Source organism: Pseudomonas sp. Z1-12 (assembly GCF_051132015.1).
Taxonomy (GTDB): domain Bacteria; phylum Pseudomonadota; class Gammaproteobacteria; order Pseudomonadales; family Pseudomonadaceae; genus Aquipseudomonas; species Aquipseudomonas zanjanensis.
Genome location: NZ_CP071647.1, coordinates 3,769,248 through 3,786,276, shown reverse-complemented (window position 1 = coordinate 3,786,276; position 17,029 = coordinate 3,769,248). Strand labels below are relative to the sequence as shown.

Annotated in this window: 12 protein-coding genes; 5 read left to right on the top strand and 7 right to left on the bottom strand. The window is 59.6% G+C overall.

Going from position 1 to position 17,029, the window contains the following annotated elements:
- Positions 1–374: 374 nt before the first annotated feature.
- Both J3P85_RS15855 and J3P85_RS15850 read right to left on the bottom strand, forming a co-directional pair.
- Positions 375–3,188 carry an RHS repeat-associated core domain-containing protein gene (locus J3P85_RS15855; RefSeq protein WP_434702331.1) on the bottom strand — a complete coding sequence of 938 codons (2,814 nt, stop codon included), beginning with the start codon at positions 3,186–3,188 and terminating at the stop codon, positions 375–377.
- A 17-nt stretch (positions 3,189–3,205) separates the two neighbouring features.
- On the bottom strand, positions 3,206–4,690 hold the full coding sequence (locus tag J3P85_RS15850; protein WP_434702330.1) for an RHS repeat domain-containing protein: 1,485 nt from the start codon (positions 4,688–4,690) through the stop codon (positions 3,206–3,208).
- A gap of 450 nt (positions 4,691–5,140) precedes the next feature.
- On the opposite strand from J3P85_RS15850, the gene J3P85_RS15845 reads away from it, so the two are divergent.
- From J3P85_RS15845 to J3P85_RS15830, 4 genes are read left to right on the top strand one after another with little or no spacing between them, the layout of a single operon-like run.
- Entirely contained in the window at positions 5,141–5,623 is a 483-nt protein-coding gene (locus tag J3P85_RS15845; RefSeq protein ID WP_092441683.1) for a formate dehydrogenase subunit gamma, read from the top strand.
- Positions 5,617–7,176 carry a formate dehydrogenase beta subunit gene (locus tag J3P85_RS15840; RefSeq protein ID WP_434702328.1) on the top strand — a complete coding sequence of 520 codons (1,560 nt, stop codon included), beginning with the start codon at positions 5,617–5,619 and terminating at the stop codon, positions 7,174–7,176. The genes J3P85_RS15845 and J3P85_RS15840 overlap by 7 nt, the downstream gene beginning before the upstream one ends.
- Positions 7,173–10,049 (top strand): formate dehydrogenase subunit alpha, encoded by a 2,877-nt coding sequence (gene fdhF / locus J3P85_RS15835; protein ID WP_434702327.1) that lies wholly within the window; start codon positions 7,173–7,175, stop codon positions 10,047–10,049. The genes J3P85_RS15840 and fdhF overlap by 4 nt, the downstream gene beginning before the upstream one ends.
- On the top strand, positions 10,046–10,267 hold the full coding sequence (locus J3P85_RS15830; protein WP_434702325.1) for a formate dehydrogenase subunit delta: 222 nt from the start codon (positions 10,046–10,048) through the stop codon (positions 10,265–10,267). Before fdhF ends, J3P85_RS15830 begins: the two co-directional genes overlap by 4 nt.
- A 99-nt stretch (positions 10,268–10,366) precedes the next feature.
- Here J3P85_RS15830 and J3P85_RS15825 read toward each other — a convergent pair whose 3' ends face one another.
- From J3P85_RS15825 to J3P85_RS15805, 5 genes are all read right to left on the bottom strand, one after another.
- Complete coding sequence (locus J3P85_RS15825) at positions 10,367–10,687, bottom strand: isochorismate lyase (protein WP_434702324.1); 321 nt, start codon at positions 10,685–10,687, stop codon at positions 10,367–10,369.
- Between the two features lie 62 nt (positions 10,688–10,749).
- Positions 10,750–11,268, bottom strand: a complete 519-nt coding sequence (locus J3P85_RS15820) for a cysteine hydrolase family protein (RefSeq protein ID WP_434702323.1) — start codon at positions 11,266–11,268, stop codon at positions 10,750–10,752.
- Between the two features lie 380 nt (positions 11,269–11,648).
- Complete coding sequence (locus J3P85_RS15815; protein ID WP_434706384.1) at positions 11,649–12,362, bottom strand: FadR/GntR family transcriptional regulator; 714 nt, start codon at positions 12,360–12,362, stop codon at positions 11,649–11,651.
- Between the two features lie 158 nt (positions 12,363–12,520).
- Entirely contained in the window at positions 12,521–14,047 is a 1,527-nt protein-coding gene (locus tag J3P85_RS15810; RefSeq protein ID WP_434702322.1) for a UxaA family hydrolase, read from the bottom strand.
- 17 nt (positions 14,048–14,064) lie between these two features.
- On the bottom strand, positions 14,065–15,075 hold the full coding sequence (locus tag J3P85_RS15805) for a zinc-binding alcohol dehydrogenase family protein (RefSeq protein ID WP_434702320.1): 1,011 nt from the start codon (positions 15,073–15,075) through the stop codon (positions 14,065–14,067).
- Between the two features lie 301 nt (positions 15,076–15,376).
- Here J3P85_RS15805 and treA point away from each other — a divergent pair, with 301 nt between their 5' ends.
- Positions 15,377–17,005 carry an alpha,alpha-trehalase TreA gene (treA, locus tag J3P85_RS15800; RefSeq protein WP_434702319.1) on the top strand — a complete coding sequence of 543 codons (1,629 nt, stop codon included), beginning with the start codon at positions 15,377–15,379 and terminating at the stop codon, positions 17,003–17,005.
- Positions 17,006–17,029 lie beyond the last annotated feature (24 nt).

Here is a 17,029-nt window from a genome sequence, read left to right as displayed (position 1 = left end):
CTTAAAATTCTATTGTTAAGAAAGGTCATGCAGTTTTAGGGACGGTTTTCAGGGGGTTGTTGCTCTTGAGCGCGTATGGGACATACGGCTTTACTATCCGGAAGATGATTTTTTCAATCAGGTCCGCAATTTGTTCTGGCAGATAAGGTATTTCATATTGGTTGTGAGGGTGTGTTACGGATTGTTTAAACCGTAACACATGGGAGTTGTAAGCGCTGTTGAGCTCGATCACTAGTTTTAATTGTTACTTATGCTCGCAGCGGCTTTTTTCATGGTTCCAACGGCCGCCTCCATCCAAACATCTGTCTATTTCAATCTGCTCGCAACCTGTTTGAGTAATAAGTAGGAGAAGTAATATGAGTTTTTTCATCTGTTTAATATCTATCCTCAAGTCCGCCGGGTCTGAAAAGGGAGCATAAAGCACCGCAGCTTTGTGCGGGATTATAGAGTCCTCTTGTTCTTCCGTGTTTGTTGGCAATTTGATCGGCTGCGGATGCAGTTGCAGGATCGCCTTTTATGTTCTGATCTGTCCACTCCCGTGCATTACTTATAAAGCATGCCATGTTCGATCCCCCTTGACCTCGCTGGCCTGCTTCGCAGTTTGCTTTGCAGTGGAAGTATTTATCTGCACCTATAGTGTTCGCATCCCTCATGTCGTTGTAGTTTCGACCAAAGTCACCAACTGCTCCTGCTGCCCCCCAGACGTATATAATAGGATCCGAAGTTGGCCTAAGAAGAGCTGCCAAGACTGCTGGAGAATTTATTGCTGCTTGTGCTTGGGCGTATTGACCAAGCTGAACTCCATTCATGCCGCCAACTCCAGGAAAGGTAGCGGCTAACCCCCAGAAGTCAAACTTAGAAATTGGGTTTCCCCCTACGTACCCATAGGTATTAAGGCCACCATTGAGCCCAATCGGATCACTCTGCACATAGCGACCAGTCTCCGGGTCGTAATCCCGAAAATAGTTGTAGTGAAATCCAGTCTCAACATCGTAGTACTGCCCGGGAAAGCGCAGGTTGATTGTCAACGGGCCGCTTGCTTCACTCGTACCGAACGCGGGGGAATCCCACCCCCATATCTTTTCCCGTGCCGCGTTCGTTGCGCTGCGCGGTGTATTGAGGTGATCGCTATGGAGATAGAACACGGTACTATTTGCAGGTGCGCCGTTTGCGCTGTAGGTCACACTGATTCCACCCAAGGGCATCCCTTCGAGCCAGATGTAAAACTGACTCGTCAGTTTCTTGCCTTGGTTATCAAACAGCGTTTCGCCTATTAGCTCTCCACTCAGCCCATACACGAACGTCGTGGTGCGTTGCGGTGTAATTTTCTGCGTGCGCTGGCCGAAAGCGTTGTAGCGGAACTGAGCCTTGATGACCCCATCGATTTTCACGTTGCTCAAGCGGTTCTGTTCGTCATACGAAAACTGCCGGCTGGCACCATTGGTGCGCTCTTCGATCAGGTTGCCCGCCGCATCGGTGTCCACCGAATGAAGGCCTATTTGCATCGACCGATTGCTGCTGGCGCCATACTGATAAAATGTATTTGCGGTGGCATACACCTCGCCATCCACCAGGAAATCGAGCGCTTTGTGGGTGCGGTTGCCTGCCGCGTCATAAACATAGGTCTGCCGTTGGGAAGGGGTGGTTTCTTCTGTCAGGCGATCCAGCGCGTCATAGCTGTAATCAAGGTTGCCAAGTGAACTGCGCTGCATTTGGGTGATATTTCCATGGGCATCATAGGTGTAGGTCTTGCTCTGGCCTGCAACGGTTTGAGCGGTCAGCCGGTAGTCCAGATCGTAGGTACGTTGAAGCGTAGTCCCGTTGGCCCAGGTCAGGCTTTTAAGCGGACCGAAAGGTTGATACGTGATATTGCTGGCGAACGCGGTCGGCTGCCCCGTGCCGCGCCGGACCTGCACATGGCTGATTTGTCCTGTGGTGTTGCGCGAGTAGACGATGCTGAAACCTGTTGGATAATCGATCCTGCTCAACCGATTGGCGACATCGTATCCATAGCCGATCTGTTCTGGCTGAGTCGTTGTATTTGCAGGCGCTGTTTGCCGCTGGGCTGTAACGTTGCCTTGGGCGTCGTAGGTGTAATTCAACACCCCGTTGGCGTCCTCCACGGCTGTCAGTCGGCCGATGCCTTTGTTACCAGCGGCAATCGAATCGTAGTGGAACTGAACGTCCAGTGCCGGGTTCGTTGGATAGCGGCGGGCGGTCAGGCGATTGAGCGCGTCGTAGGTAAAAGTCGTGACCACACCACGCGCGTCCACCTGTTGCGTTACGTTGCCTGCGGCATCGTACTGATAGTCAGTGGCGCCGCTGTCAGGGCTGTTCACCCGCGTCAGGTTTCCCAGGCCGTCGTACTGATATTGAGTGGTTACACCACGTGGGTCGCGGACGTGGGTGAGGTTATCTTGAACGTCGTACTCAAGTTGAGTGATGCCATTAAGCGGGTCAGTATGCGTCACCAATCGGTTCAGTGAATCAAAGGCCCGTTGGTGACTGTGATTGCGGGGATTGGTCAGCGCGATCGGATTATCGTTGAGGTCGTACTGTGTCTGGCTTGTCTGGCCGGCCGCACCCACTGAGCGCAGCAAACGACCCAGTTCGTCGTACACCCATTGATGTTGTTTGGTCAGCTTACCGGTCTTGTCCTGGATCCGTACCGCGGTCCGGTTCCCCATCGGGTCGAGATCAAATTCGATCTGTCCCCCTGCGTTATTGGTCACTCGGATGAGCCGCCTTGCGTCGTCCCATGTGTAAGTCGACCAGCTATTGTCTGCACGAATGATCTTGGTGATGTCGCCCACGGCATTGTGCTCAAGGCGAACAGTGCCGGTAGCGGTACTCAACGACCTCACCCAGCCTTGTGGTGCATAGGTCAGGTTTGTAATAACACCATTGGAATCGACCACTGTCTTAGGGCTGCCGGCGGCGTCAAAGTTGGAAAATGTGGTGGTGTGTCCGAGCGCGTTGATAATGCGTGCCAGGTGTCCTTTGGCATCGTAAGCGTAGCGGGTAATGTCACTGACATCTGTTCGGGGCCCATCTGACGACTCCAGCTGCCCCTGGGTATTGTAGGTGAACGACCAGCCACGTTCGGCAGCTTGGCAAAGAGTAAGGGTGGTAATGGCTCCGCCCAAAGCGAGGGCGAGCAGAGCAACCTTGCATGTCAATGTGTTCATATTCAGATCCTTCTGAATTAACGTGAAATGATTGTTTTACTGAGCTGGCGCCCTTGAGTGTCGTAGGTGTAGTGAATGGAACGATCCGGTTCGTTGATGCGCACTGGGGAATACAGCGTCGGGTGCCATTCGGTGGTGATTGTTCTCGTTTGAGAAGTACCGCTCGCTTCCGTGCGAGAGGTTTCCAGGCCACGGTCGTTGTAGAGATAGGTGGTTATATTGCCGTTGTTGTCGGTCTTTGTTGTCAGCAGACCGCGGGTGTCGTAGGTGAAACTTGAGTTGCTATCGGGGCAGTTGGCCGATGGAAGACCCGCAATGGACTTGATGCGTTTGACGCCTTGAATCAATTCAAATTGATATCGGATTTTCTTACCCAGTGCGTTGATTACCGTTGATGATCCATCAGGGTTGTAGTTGACTGAGATTTTTTCCATACCGGCTGCGTGTTCACTCGTAATGGCACGCCCTTGATCATCATAAGTCCATGTGGCATAACGTACCCCGCGCTCATCAATAATGCCGGTCAGCAGTCTGCTGTCTTTCGGGTCTTCGTAGATGTACTGTTTATTCTCCGTATGGGTCGGATAGGTTTTGGTCATGGAGGTTAGCTGTTTGTAATTGTTATAGGTGTAGCTAATGCTTACGTCACCCGCAATAACGGTAAGAGGTTGTTTTGACGTGTCCTCGGTAAAATTTAAAGTGTTGCCAAAGCCATCAGTGACGGTCGCAATATTGTCTAGATAGGTAATGCTTAGCGCGCTACCTGCTTTAATAAGCGCAGTTAACCTTCCGTTGCTATCAAATTCAAGTGAGCGATTATTGCGGGCGTGATAGCTCCAACGGTCCGACTGATAAACGAGTGTTCCTGTTTCGGGTGGCCTCGCCTCATAAGACGTTCCATTTTTTTCAAAAAACGATCGACTTCCATCAAGGTGAATAAGCGTGATCAAGTTTTCTTCGAAGCTGAGCCTGGATGAATAACTGTGCCGCCATGCTCCATCAACGCTTCTGTAGAATCTTGAGAAGTCAAGTGGATTTGCACTTGGGTGTGAATGCGCAGTTGAGTAATCGTTTTCCGTTTGTATTTTGTAGCCTGTCGCGAAATTTATTGGGTTTCCCGCCAGGCTCAAGGGGCAGCCACTGTCGATGCCTTGAGTCTCGCATTGGCCTGAGGACTTATTGAATTGTTGGTTTTCGGTGCATGTGTTGCCGCTGCGGAGAATGGATACAGCGCCATAAGAGTCGTTTAAGGGGTCCTTGCCATATCTCATGTGGCAATGCCAGATGTGATCCTCCTCCGTTGCCACCGCTGGTGTGTAATTCCAGATTTCTTCGTACTCTTCATATAGCCATCTACAAGCCAATTCGGGTGAGGGCTGTCGTTTTTGAAGATGTGCCGGGAATTGCTGAATCGTCCAATAGTATTCTTCTGCCAACGCTTGGAGGTTTGCTGCAAGTGATAAAAGCAGTAATGAGTACGTAAAAAGCTGTTTGCATAGCATTCCAGAGTTCCTTCTGGTGTTAGGTTGTTGTCCTCCTGGATGATGGCGAGATGGAACGCTGTAAAACGATACATATATATTGTGTTTGTAACCTTGTGTTGTGATCCAGCAAAGCGCTCGCCACGCTGGCAGTCAGGAAAACGGCCAATAGCCACCGATCGCTGTGCGTCGCCTACAATCACTCGTGTATTTGACCTCCCGCTGGCGTAGGACAACTTTCACGTCTAGTCGCTTTCAGAACACGTTTCGTCGTCCATGTGCAATCGCCAACCCCCGGGAGTGGCAAGCTGTGAGGATGCCCCGGACCAGGTGCGCCAAAGACACCTGGCCGGAGAGCGAGAATGGCGATCGGATGTGCCACGCTACCGTGACGTGGGCCGGACGCCGCAGCCAAGACTCCGGACGGCTGCCGCTATGCGGCGGTGTCGTTCGAGATGCCGAGGTACGTTTATGCCCGATGAGACGCTTCACCTGCCTTTGATCCACAGCGTGCTTGCGCGCGAAAAGGACACCCCCGGTGCCTTGCTGCCCATTCTCCATGCCATCCAGGCAGGCTGCGGGTATGTCCCCGACAGCGCCGTCCCGGAGATCGCCCACGCCCTGAACCTCAGCCTGGCTGAAGTGCGCGGGGTCATCAGTTTCTACCACGATTTCCGCACCACGCCGCCGGCGCGCCATACCCTGCGCCTGTGCCGGGCCGAGTCCTGCAAGAGCATGGGCGCCGAAGCCCTGGCTGCGCAGTTGCGCGAGCAACTGGCGCTGGACGATCACGGCACCAGCGCCGACGGCAGTATCAGCCTGCGGCCGGTCTATTGCCTGGGCGCCTGCGTCTGCTCGCCGGCCCTGGAACTGGACGGGGAGTTGCATGCGCGGATCACGCCCGAGCGTCTGCGTCAGTTGGTGAATGACTGCAGGGAGGAGGGCGCATGCTGACGCTCTGTATCCCCCGCGATTCGGTGGCCCGTGCCGTGGGCGCGGACAAAGTCGCGGCTGCCTTGGCCGTTGAGGCTGAACGTCGACAGTTGCCGTTGCAGGTGTTGCGGACCAGTTCCCGTGGCCTCTATTGGTTGGAGCCGCTGGTTGAGTTGGAAACGCCCGAAGGGCGCCTGGGCTTTGGCCCGATTACCGCCCAAGACGTGCCTGCCCTGCTCGATGCGCTGGCCCAGGATCCGGGCAGCCATCCCGCTGCCCTGGGACTGGTGGAGAACATTCCTTATCTGAAAAGCCAGCAGCGCCTGTTGTTTGCCCGTGCTGGCATCACCCAGCCCTTGTCCCTCGATGACTATCGTGCCCAAGGCGGATTTCTCGGCCTGGCCCGGGCGATCCAGATGGATGGCGCCGAGGTGGTTGCCAGCGTGCTGGATTCCGGCCTGCGCGGCCGCGGCGGCGCGGCGTTCCCGGCGGGCATCAAGTGGCGCACTGTGCGTGACGCGCAGGGGCCGCAGAAGTACGTGGTCTGCAATGCCGACGAAGGCGACTCCGGCACGTTTGCCGACCGCATGCTGATGGAAGGCGACCCCTTCCTGCTGATCGAAGGCATGATCATCGCCGGCATCGCCGTGGGCGCGACCATGGGCTACATCTACGTGCGTTCGGAATACCCGGACGCCGTCAGTACGCTGAACGACGCGCTGCACATCGCTCGCGAGGCCGGTTACCTGGGCACGAACGTGAGCGGCAGCGGTCGCGCCTTCGAGCTGGAAGTGCGGGTCGGCGCCGGCGCCTATATCTGTGGCGAGGAAACCGCGCTGCTGGAATCCCTTGAGGGCAAGCGCGGCACGGTGCGCGCCAAGCCGCCGCTGCCGGCGCTGCAAGGCCTGTTCGGCTTGCCGACGCTGGTGCATAACGTACTGACCCTGACCTCAGTACCGATCATCCTGGAGAAGGGCGCGCAGTTCTATCGCGACTTCGGCATGGGCCGCTCCTTGGGCACGATGCCGTTCCAACTGGCCGGCAACGTCCGTCATGGCGGCCTGGTGGAGCGCGCTTTCGGCCTGAGCCTGCGGGAGTTGGTGGAAGGCTACGGCGGCGGTACCGCCAGCGGTCGTCCGCTGAAGGCCGCGCAAGTGGGCGGGCCGTTGGGCGCCTGGGTGCCGCCTTCGCAATTTGATACGCCGCTGGACTACGAAGCGTTCGCCGCCATGGGCGCGATGCTCGGCCACGGCGGTGTGGTGGTCGCCGACGACAGCCTGGACATGGCCCAGATGGCCCGGTTCGCCTTGCAGTTCTGCGCCGAGGAATCCTGCGGCAAGTGCACGCCGTGCCGGATAGGCTCTACCCGTGGGGTGGAAGTGGTGGACCGCTTGATCGCCAGCACCGAAGCCGGTGACCGCCAGGAACAGGCCCTGCTGTTGCAGGACCTGTGCGACACCCTGCAATACGGTTCGCTCTGTGCCCTCGGTGGGATGACGTCCTACCCTGTCGCCAGCGCCCTCAAGCATTTCCCCGCCGACTTCGGTCTGGCGACCACGGAGGCTGACCAATGATCACCATTTTCGATCCCAGCACCGATATCGACCTGGGCACCCCGGCGCGTGACAGCGACGTGCAGGTCAGCCTGACCATCGACGGACGCGAAATCAGCGTCGCCGCCGGCACCTCGGTCATGCGCGCCGCAGCCATGCTCGGCACCACCATACCCAAGCTCTGCGCCACCGACAGCCTGGAAGCCTTCGGCTCCTGCCGCATGTGCCTGGTGGAAATCGACGGCATGCGCGGCTATCCCGCGTCCTGCACCACGCCGGTAACGGAGGGCATGGTGGTGCGCACGCAAACCTCCAAGCTCGCCACGCTGCGGCGCAACGTGATGGAGCTGTACATTTCCGACCACCCGCTGGATTGCCTGACCTGTTCGGCCAATGGCAACTGCGAGTTGCAGACCGTGGCGGGGCAGGTGGGCCTGCGCGAAGTGCGCTATGGCTACGAAGGCGCCAACCATTTGGCCGAGGCCAAGGACGTTTCCAACCCGTATTTCGACTATGACCCGAGCAAGTGCATCGTCTGCAGCCGCTGCGTGCGCGCCTGTGAGGAAATCCAGGGCACCTTCGCCCTGACGATCACCGGGCGCGGTTTCGATTCCCGGGTGGAAGCGGCCGGCGGTGACAATTTCCTCGATTCCGAATGCGTGTCCTGCGGCGCCTGCGTACAGGCATGTCCGACGGCGACCCTGATCGACAAGAGCGTCGTGGAGATCGGCCAGCCGGAGCGCAGCGTCATCACCACTTGCGCCTATTGCGGCGTAGGCTGTTCGTTCCGCGCCGAGATGAAAGGCGAGCAACTGGTGCGCATGGTCCCGGACAAGAACGGCCAGGCCAACCACGGCCATTCCTGCGTCAAGGGCCGCTTCGCCTGGGGCTACGCCACGCACCCGGATCGCATCACCAAACCGATGATTCGCAAGCGCATCAACGACCCGTGGCAGGAAGTCAGCTGGGACGAGGCGGTCACCTACGCCGCCAGCGAACTGCGCCGGATCCAGCTCAAGTACGGGCGCGATTCCATCGGCGGCATCACCTCCAGCCGCTGCACCAACGAAGAAACCTACCTGGTGCAGAAACTGGTGCGCACTGCGTTCGGCAACAACAACGTCGACACCTGCGCCCGTGTCTGCCACTCGCCTACCGGTTACGGTCTCAAGCAGACCCTGGGCGAGTCCGCCGGCACGCAGAACTTCGACTCGGTGATGAAGGCCGACGTGATCATGGTGATGGGCGCCAACCCCACCGACGCGCACCCGGTGTTCGGCTCCCAGCTCAAGCGCCGCTTGCGCCAGGGCGCACGACTGATCGTCATCGACCCACGGCGCATCGACCTGGTGGATTCGCCCCACGCCCGTGCCGAGCTGCACTTGCAACTGCGTCCGGGTACCAACGTGGCGATGCTCAACGCGCTGGCCCATGTGATTGCCACCGAAGGCTTGATAGACCAGCCGTTTGTCGAGGCTCGCTGCGAGGCGACGGACTTCGCCCGCTGGCGCGATTTCGTCAGCCTGCCGGAAAACTCGCCCGAGGTCCTGGGCCCAGTGTGTGGCGTGCCTGCCGAGCAGATCCGCGCCGCCGCACGGCTCTACGCCACTGGCGGCAACGCGGCCATCTACTACGGCCTCGGCGTTACCGAGCACAGCCAGGGCAGTACCTCGGTCATGGGCATTGCCAACCTGGCCATGGCCACCGGCAACATCGGTCGCGAAGGTGTCGGGGTGAACCCGCTGCGTGGACAGAACAATGTCCAAGGCTCCTGCGACATGGGCTCGTTCCCCCACGAACTGCCGGGTTATCGGCACATCTCCAACGAAGCGGTGCGCGCCGAGTTCGAGCAAGCCTGGAACGTGACCCTGCAACCCGACCCGGGCCTGCGTATCCCGAACATGTTCGAGGCGGCGCTGGACGGCACCTTCAAGGCGCTTTATTGCCAAGGTGAAGACATCGCCCAGAGCGACCCCAACACCCAGCATGTGACGGCCGCGCTGTCCGCGTTGGAATGCGTGATCGTCCAGGACATCTTCCTCAACGAGACGGCCAAGTTCGCCCACGTGTTCCTGCCGGGCAGCTCGTTCCTCGAGAAGGACGGCACCTTTACCAACGCCGAACGCCGCATCTCCCGCGTTCGCAAGGTGATGGACCCGTTGGCCGGCAAGGCCGACTGGGAAGCCACCATCGCCCTGGCCGACGCCCTGGGCTACAAGATGCACTACAACCATCCTTCGGAAATCATGGATGAAATCGCCCGCCTGACGCCGACGTTCACCCGCGTCAGCTACGCCGAACTGGAGCGCCACGGCAGCCTGCAATGGCCGTGCAACGATGCCGCGCCGGACGGCACGCCGACCATGCACATCGAGCAGTTCGTGCGCGGCAAGGGCCGCTTCATGCTCACCGGCTACGTGCCCACCGAGGAGAAGGTCAACAACCGTTATCCGCTGCTGCTGACCACCGGCCGCATCCTCAGCCAGTACAACGTCGGCGCCCAGACCCGGCGTACCGAAAACGTGGCCTGGCACGAGGAGGACCGTCTGGAAATCCATCCAACCGATGCCGAGAACCGCGGGATCGTCGATGAAGACTGGGTCGGCATCGGCAGCCGTGCCGGGCAAACGGTACTGCGCGCCAGGGTGACCGAGCGCGTGGCACCGGGCGTGGTCTACACCACGTTCCACTTCCCGGAATCGGGCGCCAACGTGATTACCACCGACAACTCCGACTGGGCCACCAACTGCCCGGAATACAAGGTCACGGCGGTGGAGATCGTGCGGGTCAGCCAGCCTTCGGAATGGCAGAAGCGTTACCAGGCGTTCAGTGATGAACAAGGGCGCCTGCTGAGGGAACGTCGCCATGCCGAGAAAGCGGAGGTTCGTCGATGAGCTCTGAAAGCCTGATCAAGATGGCTAACCAGATCGGCCAGTATTTTGCCACTGAGCCGGACCACGCGGTGGCGGTGCGTGGTGTATACCAGCACATCAAGAACTTCTGGACGCCGACCATGTGTCGCGACTTGATGGCCTGGCAAACGAAACATCCCGACGCTGTCCTGCACCCGTTGGTATTGGCGGCATTGATGGAGTTTGCAGAAGCGGCTTAGTAAGGAAATGCTGTAGAACCTGCGCACAGCCCCGGCCGGCGCCCTCGTCAATGACGAAGGGAACCGACCGGGGCTGTGTGCATTTCAGTTATTGAAAAATCAGTTCCGGGATGGATGAGCTGCCCAGTGTTTCATTTCTTCGGCAATGAAATGATTCACCAGGTCGCTGTACATCTTCTCGATGGCGTCCGGACTCAGGCCCTCGGCCTCGGCCCATTCCCGCCGTGTCGCCAGCATCGCCTTGAAACGCTCCGGTGCCCGTACCGACGTCGCCGACGTCTTGAACTTCGAGGCCGCGAGTACGTATTGAAAACGTTTGCCCAGCAGTTTGATGATTGCCTGATCGAGGGCATCGATTTCGCCTCGGATGTCCTCCATGTTGACGCATTCAGAGGGTTGCTGCCGATTGCAGACGTCCATGTAGATCACTCCTTTGGTTTGAGCAGGATCGGCCCAACCTGGGCCGATGTTCTGATATGGAATTAAAAATCCCAATCCTCGGCGCTGATGACCCGGCAAAAGGGCCCGGCCAGCGTTGTGTTGTGATGGGCGATGATCACTGGCGCCTTCACGTCCAGCGTGTCGGCGCATGTGTGACCATTGGCGATCAGCACGGCATCGAAGCCCAGGTCCCGGGCGGCACGGCACGTGCTGTCGACACAATACTGGGTTTTCATGCCTGCAATCACCACGCCTCCTGCGCCACAGGCCTTCAACTGCTCGGCCAAACCGGTCATGGCAAACGCATTGGGACGGGTTTTTTCGAAGATCACCTCGTTGCCTGCCAGCCGCAATTGCGGCAGCAGTTGCGTCAGTGGACTTCCCGGCTCGATAGGCGAGCCAGGCGGACCGACATGGCGAGCCAGGAAGACAGGGGCACCGGCGCTGCGAGCCTTGGTCAACAGGGCATTTAACGTATCCAGCAGCGCTTCACCTGCCCAAGGTTTATCCGGGCCGTGAAACAACCCAACTTGCATATCGAGAATCAACAGTGCGTGCATCGTGCTTTCCTTGCGTTTGGGCCAGCGACGCAAGGGCAAAAGAAAAGGCCCTTACCATCGACTGGCGGGCCTTTGAGATACGTGTGTTATTCGCTCACGACACCTCACGACCCGCCTGGGCGGTCGTGGTCGTGGTGGTCGAGGTGATCTTTGGGAGATTCATGATGCTGACAATATCGGCACGCCGTTGGGTTTGGCAAGCGGGGGTGTGAGCTTGCTTGTGAAAGCGGTGGCGACTGTGCCGCCGCCATCGCGAGCAAGCTCGCTCCCACAGGTGGCTTGGGTGGCGGCAATATCGAGGCACACCACCGATCAACTGTGGGAGCGAGCTTGCTCGCGATGGCGTTTGACCCGTTAACCGCGATCCCAAAACCGCCGGACTAGTCGCCCGAGTCTTCCGGTTCCAGCGCTTTCAGCCAGCGGTTCTCCGAGCGGCTCAGATGCTGGCGCATCGAGGTTTGGGCACCGAGTACATCCTTGTGGGCCACGGCGCGCAGGATCGCCTCATGCTCGACGACCGCAGCTTCCCACGTCAGGGCATTCTCCGCATGCTTGCTCAGGTGCGCCGAAATCGGGTTGTGTCGTTCATCGAACAGGGCCGTGATGATCCGCACCAGGGCAGAGTTGCCGCTCATCTTGGCCAGGCGCTGATGGAATTTACGGTCATCCTCCAACGGCGGCAGGCCGTTGGCGATGCTTGCACGCATGGCGTCGATGCAGTCCTGCAGATAGCGGTAGTCACTCTTCTTGCCATGCAGACACGCCAGGATCACTGACTCACCTTCGATCAACGCCCGCGCCTGCATCAGTTCCGAAGGGCTCTCGCCCAAGGTCATGCTCGGGTGCTTTGCCTCCTTGGAGATGGCGCGCACGTACACGCCGGAACCCATCTTGATCTCAATGTCGCCGTCTATTTCCAGGGCGATCAGGGCCTCGCGAAGCGACGGCCTGGAGACTCCCAACAATTGGGTCAAATCACGCTCGGGAGGAAGCCGAGCGCCTGGTTTGAAATCCCCCTGGACGATGTAGCTGCGCAGTTGATCGGCGATTTTCTGATACGGCTTGCGTTCGGCGGCGTTGATCGGCGAGACCATGGGGTGAGCGTCCATCGGAGAGTCCGCAAAGGCTACCATAGGCGCTTGATGGTGGGAGCGAGCTTGCTCGCGAAAGCGGCGGTACATTCAGCATTGATGCAAGCTGACCCGCTGCCTTCGTGAGCAAGCTCGCTCCCACAGGGAAAGGGTGGCCTCAATCACATCACCGCACCGATCTGCCAGGGCAGGAACTCGTTATCGCCCAAGCCATTTTCCTCGCTGCAGGTGCGGTGCCCGGACGCGGTCGCCAGCATCAGTCGGAACAACCGCTCGCCCGCCTGTGCAACCGATTCCAGGCCATCGACGATGCCGCCGGCGTTGAAGTCCATGTCCAGCTCCATGCGCTGGAACAGCTGGGTGTTGGTGGCGATTTTCAAGGAGGGCGTGGGCTTGCACCCATAGGTCGAGCCGCGGCCCGTGGTGAAGCAGATCAGGTTCGCGCCGCCCGCCACCTGGCCGGTCGCCGACACCGGGTCGTAGCCGGGTGTATCCATGAACACCAGGCCACGGGTATCGATCGTTTCAGCGTATGGGTAGACGCCCATCAGCCCGCTCGCACCGGCTTTCGCCACGGCACCCAGGGATTTCTCCAGGATGGTGGTGATGCCCCCGGCCTTGTTGCCCGGCGAAGGATTGTTGTTCATGTCACCGTCGTTGTTGCGGACGTAGGCTTCCCACCATTGGATTCGCGCCATCAATTTTTCGGCGATGTCGGCCGACGCGGCGCGCGCCGTCAGCAAGTGTTCGGCCCCATAGATTTCCGGTGTTTCCGAAAGGATCGCCGTGCCGCCCTGTTGCACCAGCAAGTCCACGGCCGCGCCGAGTGCCGGATTGGCCGTGATGCCGGAGTAGCCGTCCGAGCCGCCGCATTGCAAGCCGACGCATAAGTGGCTGGCGGCAACGGTCGTCCGCTGGCATTGGTTGATGAGCGGCAGCATCGCTTCAATGTGGGCGATGCCACGTCGCACGGCGTCGCGAGTACCGCCTTCGTCCTGGATGACCAGGCTGGCCTTGAGCGCCGCGGGGCGATCCCCCAGCTCATTCATCAACGGGGTGAGTTGATTGACCTCGCAACCCAGGCCGATCAACAGCACACCGGCGAAATTGGCGTGATCGGCATAGCCGCGCAAGGTTCGCTTGAGAATATCGATGCCTTCGCCCTTGGCACCCATGCCACAGCCGCTGCCATGGGTGATCGCAACGACGCCGTCGACGTTGGCGAAGTCTCTCAAGCGCTCGGCAGAAAAAGCGTTGGCAATCTGCTTGCAGACGGTTGCCGAGCAGTTGACGCTGGAAATGACCCCGATGTAATTGCGCGTGCCGACGCGTCCATCCTCGCGGACGTAACCTTCGAAGGTCGCGGGGTTCTTGCTCAATGACGTGGGGACATAAACATTCCGTACGCTGTGTTCGGCAGTGGCGGTGGGCATGTCCAGGTTGTGCACGTGGACGTGATCGCCGGGCTCGATGGCCTGGGTGGCCTGGCCGATGGTTTGCCCGTACTTGAGCACCCGCTGGCCGGCCAGCACCCTGCGCAGGGCGATCTTGTGGCCGGACGGAACCGTCTGCCGGGCGATCAGGGTGAGGCCGTCGGCACTCACCGGCTGGCCCTCGAGGATATCGCCTCGGGCCACCGCGACATCATCACCGGGTGTCAAAACAAGCAAAGCAGAAGGCGGGTTCATGGGGCGTCCTCCGATTCCTAGCACTCGATGATTGCCTTGACGACACCTTGCTTGGGGTCGAGCAAGGTAGCGAACGATTGGGGCACGTCGCCCAGCGTCAATCGGTGGGTGTTCAGGGCCGCATCCGGAATCAAGCCGTCGCGCAGGCATTGCTCGACGTACCGGAAGTCTTCCTGGGTGGCGTTGCGGCTGCCCATCAGCGTGGCTTCGCGCTTGTGGAATTCAGGGTCGGAGAACGTGATCGAGTCCCGGACTACCGAGATCATCACGTAGGTGCCGCCGTGGGCGATGAACTCGAACCCGCGCTCCATGGCCCGTGCATTGCCGGTGGCGTCGAAGACCACGTCAAAAAAATCGCCCTCGGTCAGATCGGCCAGGGCCTGCTTGTCGCCTTCGCCGATGGGCACCGCCGCGTGAATGGCCAGGTGTGCCTTGCAGAACGACAGGCGATCCTCACGCGTATCCAGGACGGTGACTTTCGCACCGCGCAGGCTGGCGAAGATCGCCGCCGCCATGCCGATCGGGCCGGTACCGACCACCAGGGCGTGTTTCTGCGCCTGGATGTTCGAGCGACGCACGGCGTGGGCGCCGATCGAGAGGAATTCGATCATCGCGGCCTGGTCCAGGGAAATCCCCGCCGCCTTGTGAACGAACGCATGGGGAACGCTCAGGTATTGGGTGAACGCGCCGTCGCAGTGGACTCCCAGCACCTGGATCTGGGTGCAGCAGTTGGTCTTGCCCTGGCGGCAGGCGATGCAAGTCCCGCAGGACAGGTACGGCATCACATAGACGACGTCACCCACCGCCAGGCCGCTGGCATCGTCGGTACCTTCCACGATCCCGGAGAACTCGTGGCCCATGACCCGCGGATATTCGAGGTACGGTTGGTTGCCGGTGAAGATGTGCAGGTCCGTGCCGCAGACCCCGACGCGCTTGACCCGGATGAGCACTTCCCCGGGTTTCCTGAGGGGGCGCTCACGCTCGATGGCGGTGAGCGAGCCGGGTTCGTTACAGATGATCGTCAGCATGTCGATGCTCCTTGGCTGGCGTCCAGGCAGTCACTGCCTGCAGGCGGGAGGAGGGGTGTGAACACGCGGTTGCCGGGACCAGGGTGCTCTTTTTTGTTGTAGGTGAGCGGTGACCTGCACCAATGACCTTGGCCCGAAACTACAGGCCGAAAAAAATATTGGCAAGACCAATTAATAAAATAATAAATTGGACTGACCAGTGGGGTCGAGGCGTCACGTGGCATTGCATCATTGACTGAACCCAGGCCCATTTCGACAGGTCACTGGTTTGTCAGGAATGAAAAACAGGATGGACCCTCTGATGCGACCTATTGCCCTTACCGGCCTCTCCTTCGCCGCGCTTCTGTGCGTGGCCTGTTCAAGCCAACCGCCCGCCACCTGGAGCTACGCCGACGCCCAGGGACGAGCCAATCTCCCTCCCGACCAGGCCTACCCCGAGCTTTTTGAAGCGGTGCAGCGTGGGCAGGTATTCACCGACCAGAAGCATTTCGTGGACGCATTGCCCAACCGTGATCCGGCCCGGATCCGCGCCGATTACCTGGCCCAACGGGGCCGCGACGGCTTCGATATCAAGGCCTTCGTAAAGGACAACTTCATCGAGTCCGGCGCGGCCGAAAGCCCGGCCCCCAGGCCCGGCGCTCCGATCAAGGAACACATCGACAACCTCTGGCCGGTGCTGAGCCGCTCCTACAGCCAGGTGCCGGCCTACAGCAGTTTGTTGCCATTGCCGCAGCCGTATGTGGTGCCGGGCGGACGCTTTCGCGAGATGTACTACTGGGATTCGTATTTCACCATGCTCGGGCTTGAGCAAAGCGGCGATAAGGCCCAGGTCCGCCAGATGACCGATAACTTCGCCTACATGATCGACACCTACGGTCACATCCCCAACGGCAATCGCACCTACTACCTGAGCCGGTCGCAGCCGCCATTCTTTGCCTACATGGTGGAGTTGCAGGCGCGCATCGAAGGCGACCAGGCCTATGGGCGATACCTGCCGCAGTTGCAGAAGGAGTATGCCTATTGGATGGAGGGCGCCCGGGCGCTCAAGCCCGGTGACGCTGCCCGACACGTGGTCAAGCTCGCCGATGGCAGTGTGCTCAACCGCTACTGGGATGCCAGCCCGACACCTCGACAGGAGTCCTGGTTGCAAGATGTCAGCACCGCCGAACAGGTGCCGGAGCGGCCCAAGGAGGAGGTTTGGCGTGATCTGCGCGCCGGCGCCGAAAGCGGCTGGGACTTCAGCTCGCGCTGGTTGGACGACGGCCATAACCTGGCGAGCATTCGCACCACGGCCATCGTGCCCGTAGACCTCAATAGCCTGATCTATCATCTGGAGCACACCATCGCCAAAGCCTGCGAGACGGTGCAAAACATGGCCTGTGTCCAGGCTTATGGCCGGCGCGCCGAACTGCGCCAGAGGGCCATCGAGAAGCATTTGTGGAATGCCGACAAAGGTTTCTACGTGGACTATGACTGGCAACGCAACCAGCAACGCCAAGGCCTCACGGCCGCGACGCTGTTCCCGCTGTACACGGGCCTGGCCTCTGTCGAGCATGCCAATCGCACCGCCGCTGCGGTGCGTGACGGCCTGTTGCGCCCCGGGGGTGTCGCCACCACCCAGGTCAGCAATGGCCAGCAATGGGACGAACCCAATGGCTGGGCACCACTGCAATGGGTCGCGGTGGAAGGACTGGAGCGCTACCAGCACACCGCGCTGGCGCAACAGATTGGCAGTCGTTTCTTGCAGCAAGTCGAGAACCTCTACGGCAAGGAAAACAAGCTGGTGGAAAAGTACGACCTGTCCGGACGCGGCGATGGTGGGGGAGGCGGCGAGTATGAATTGCAGGATGGCTTCGGCTGGACCAACGGCGTGACGCTCATGTTACTGGGCAAGTATGGCGAGACGTCTCAAAGCCTGGTGGGTAAGTGAATGCCACACGCATCCCCCTCTGTG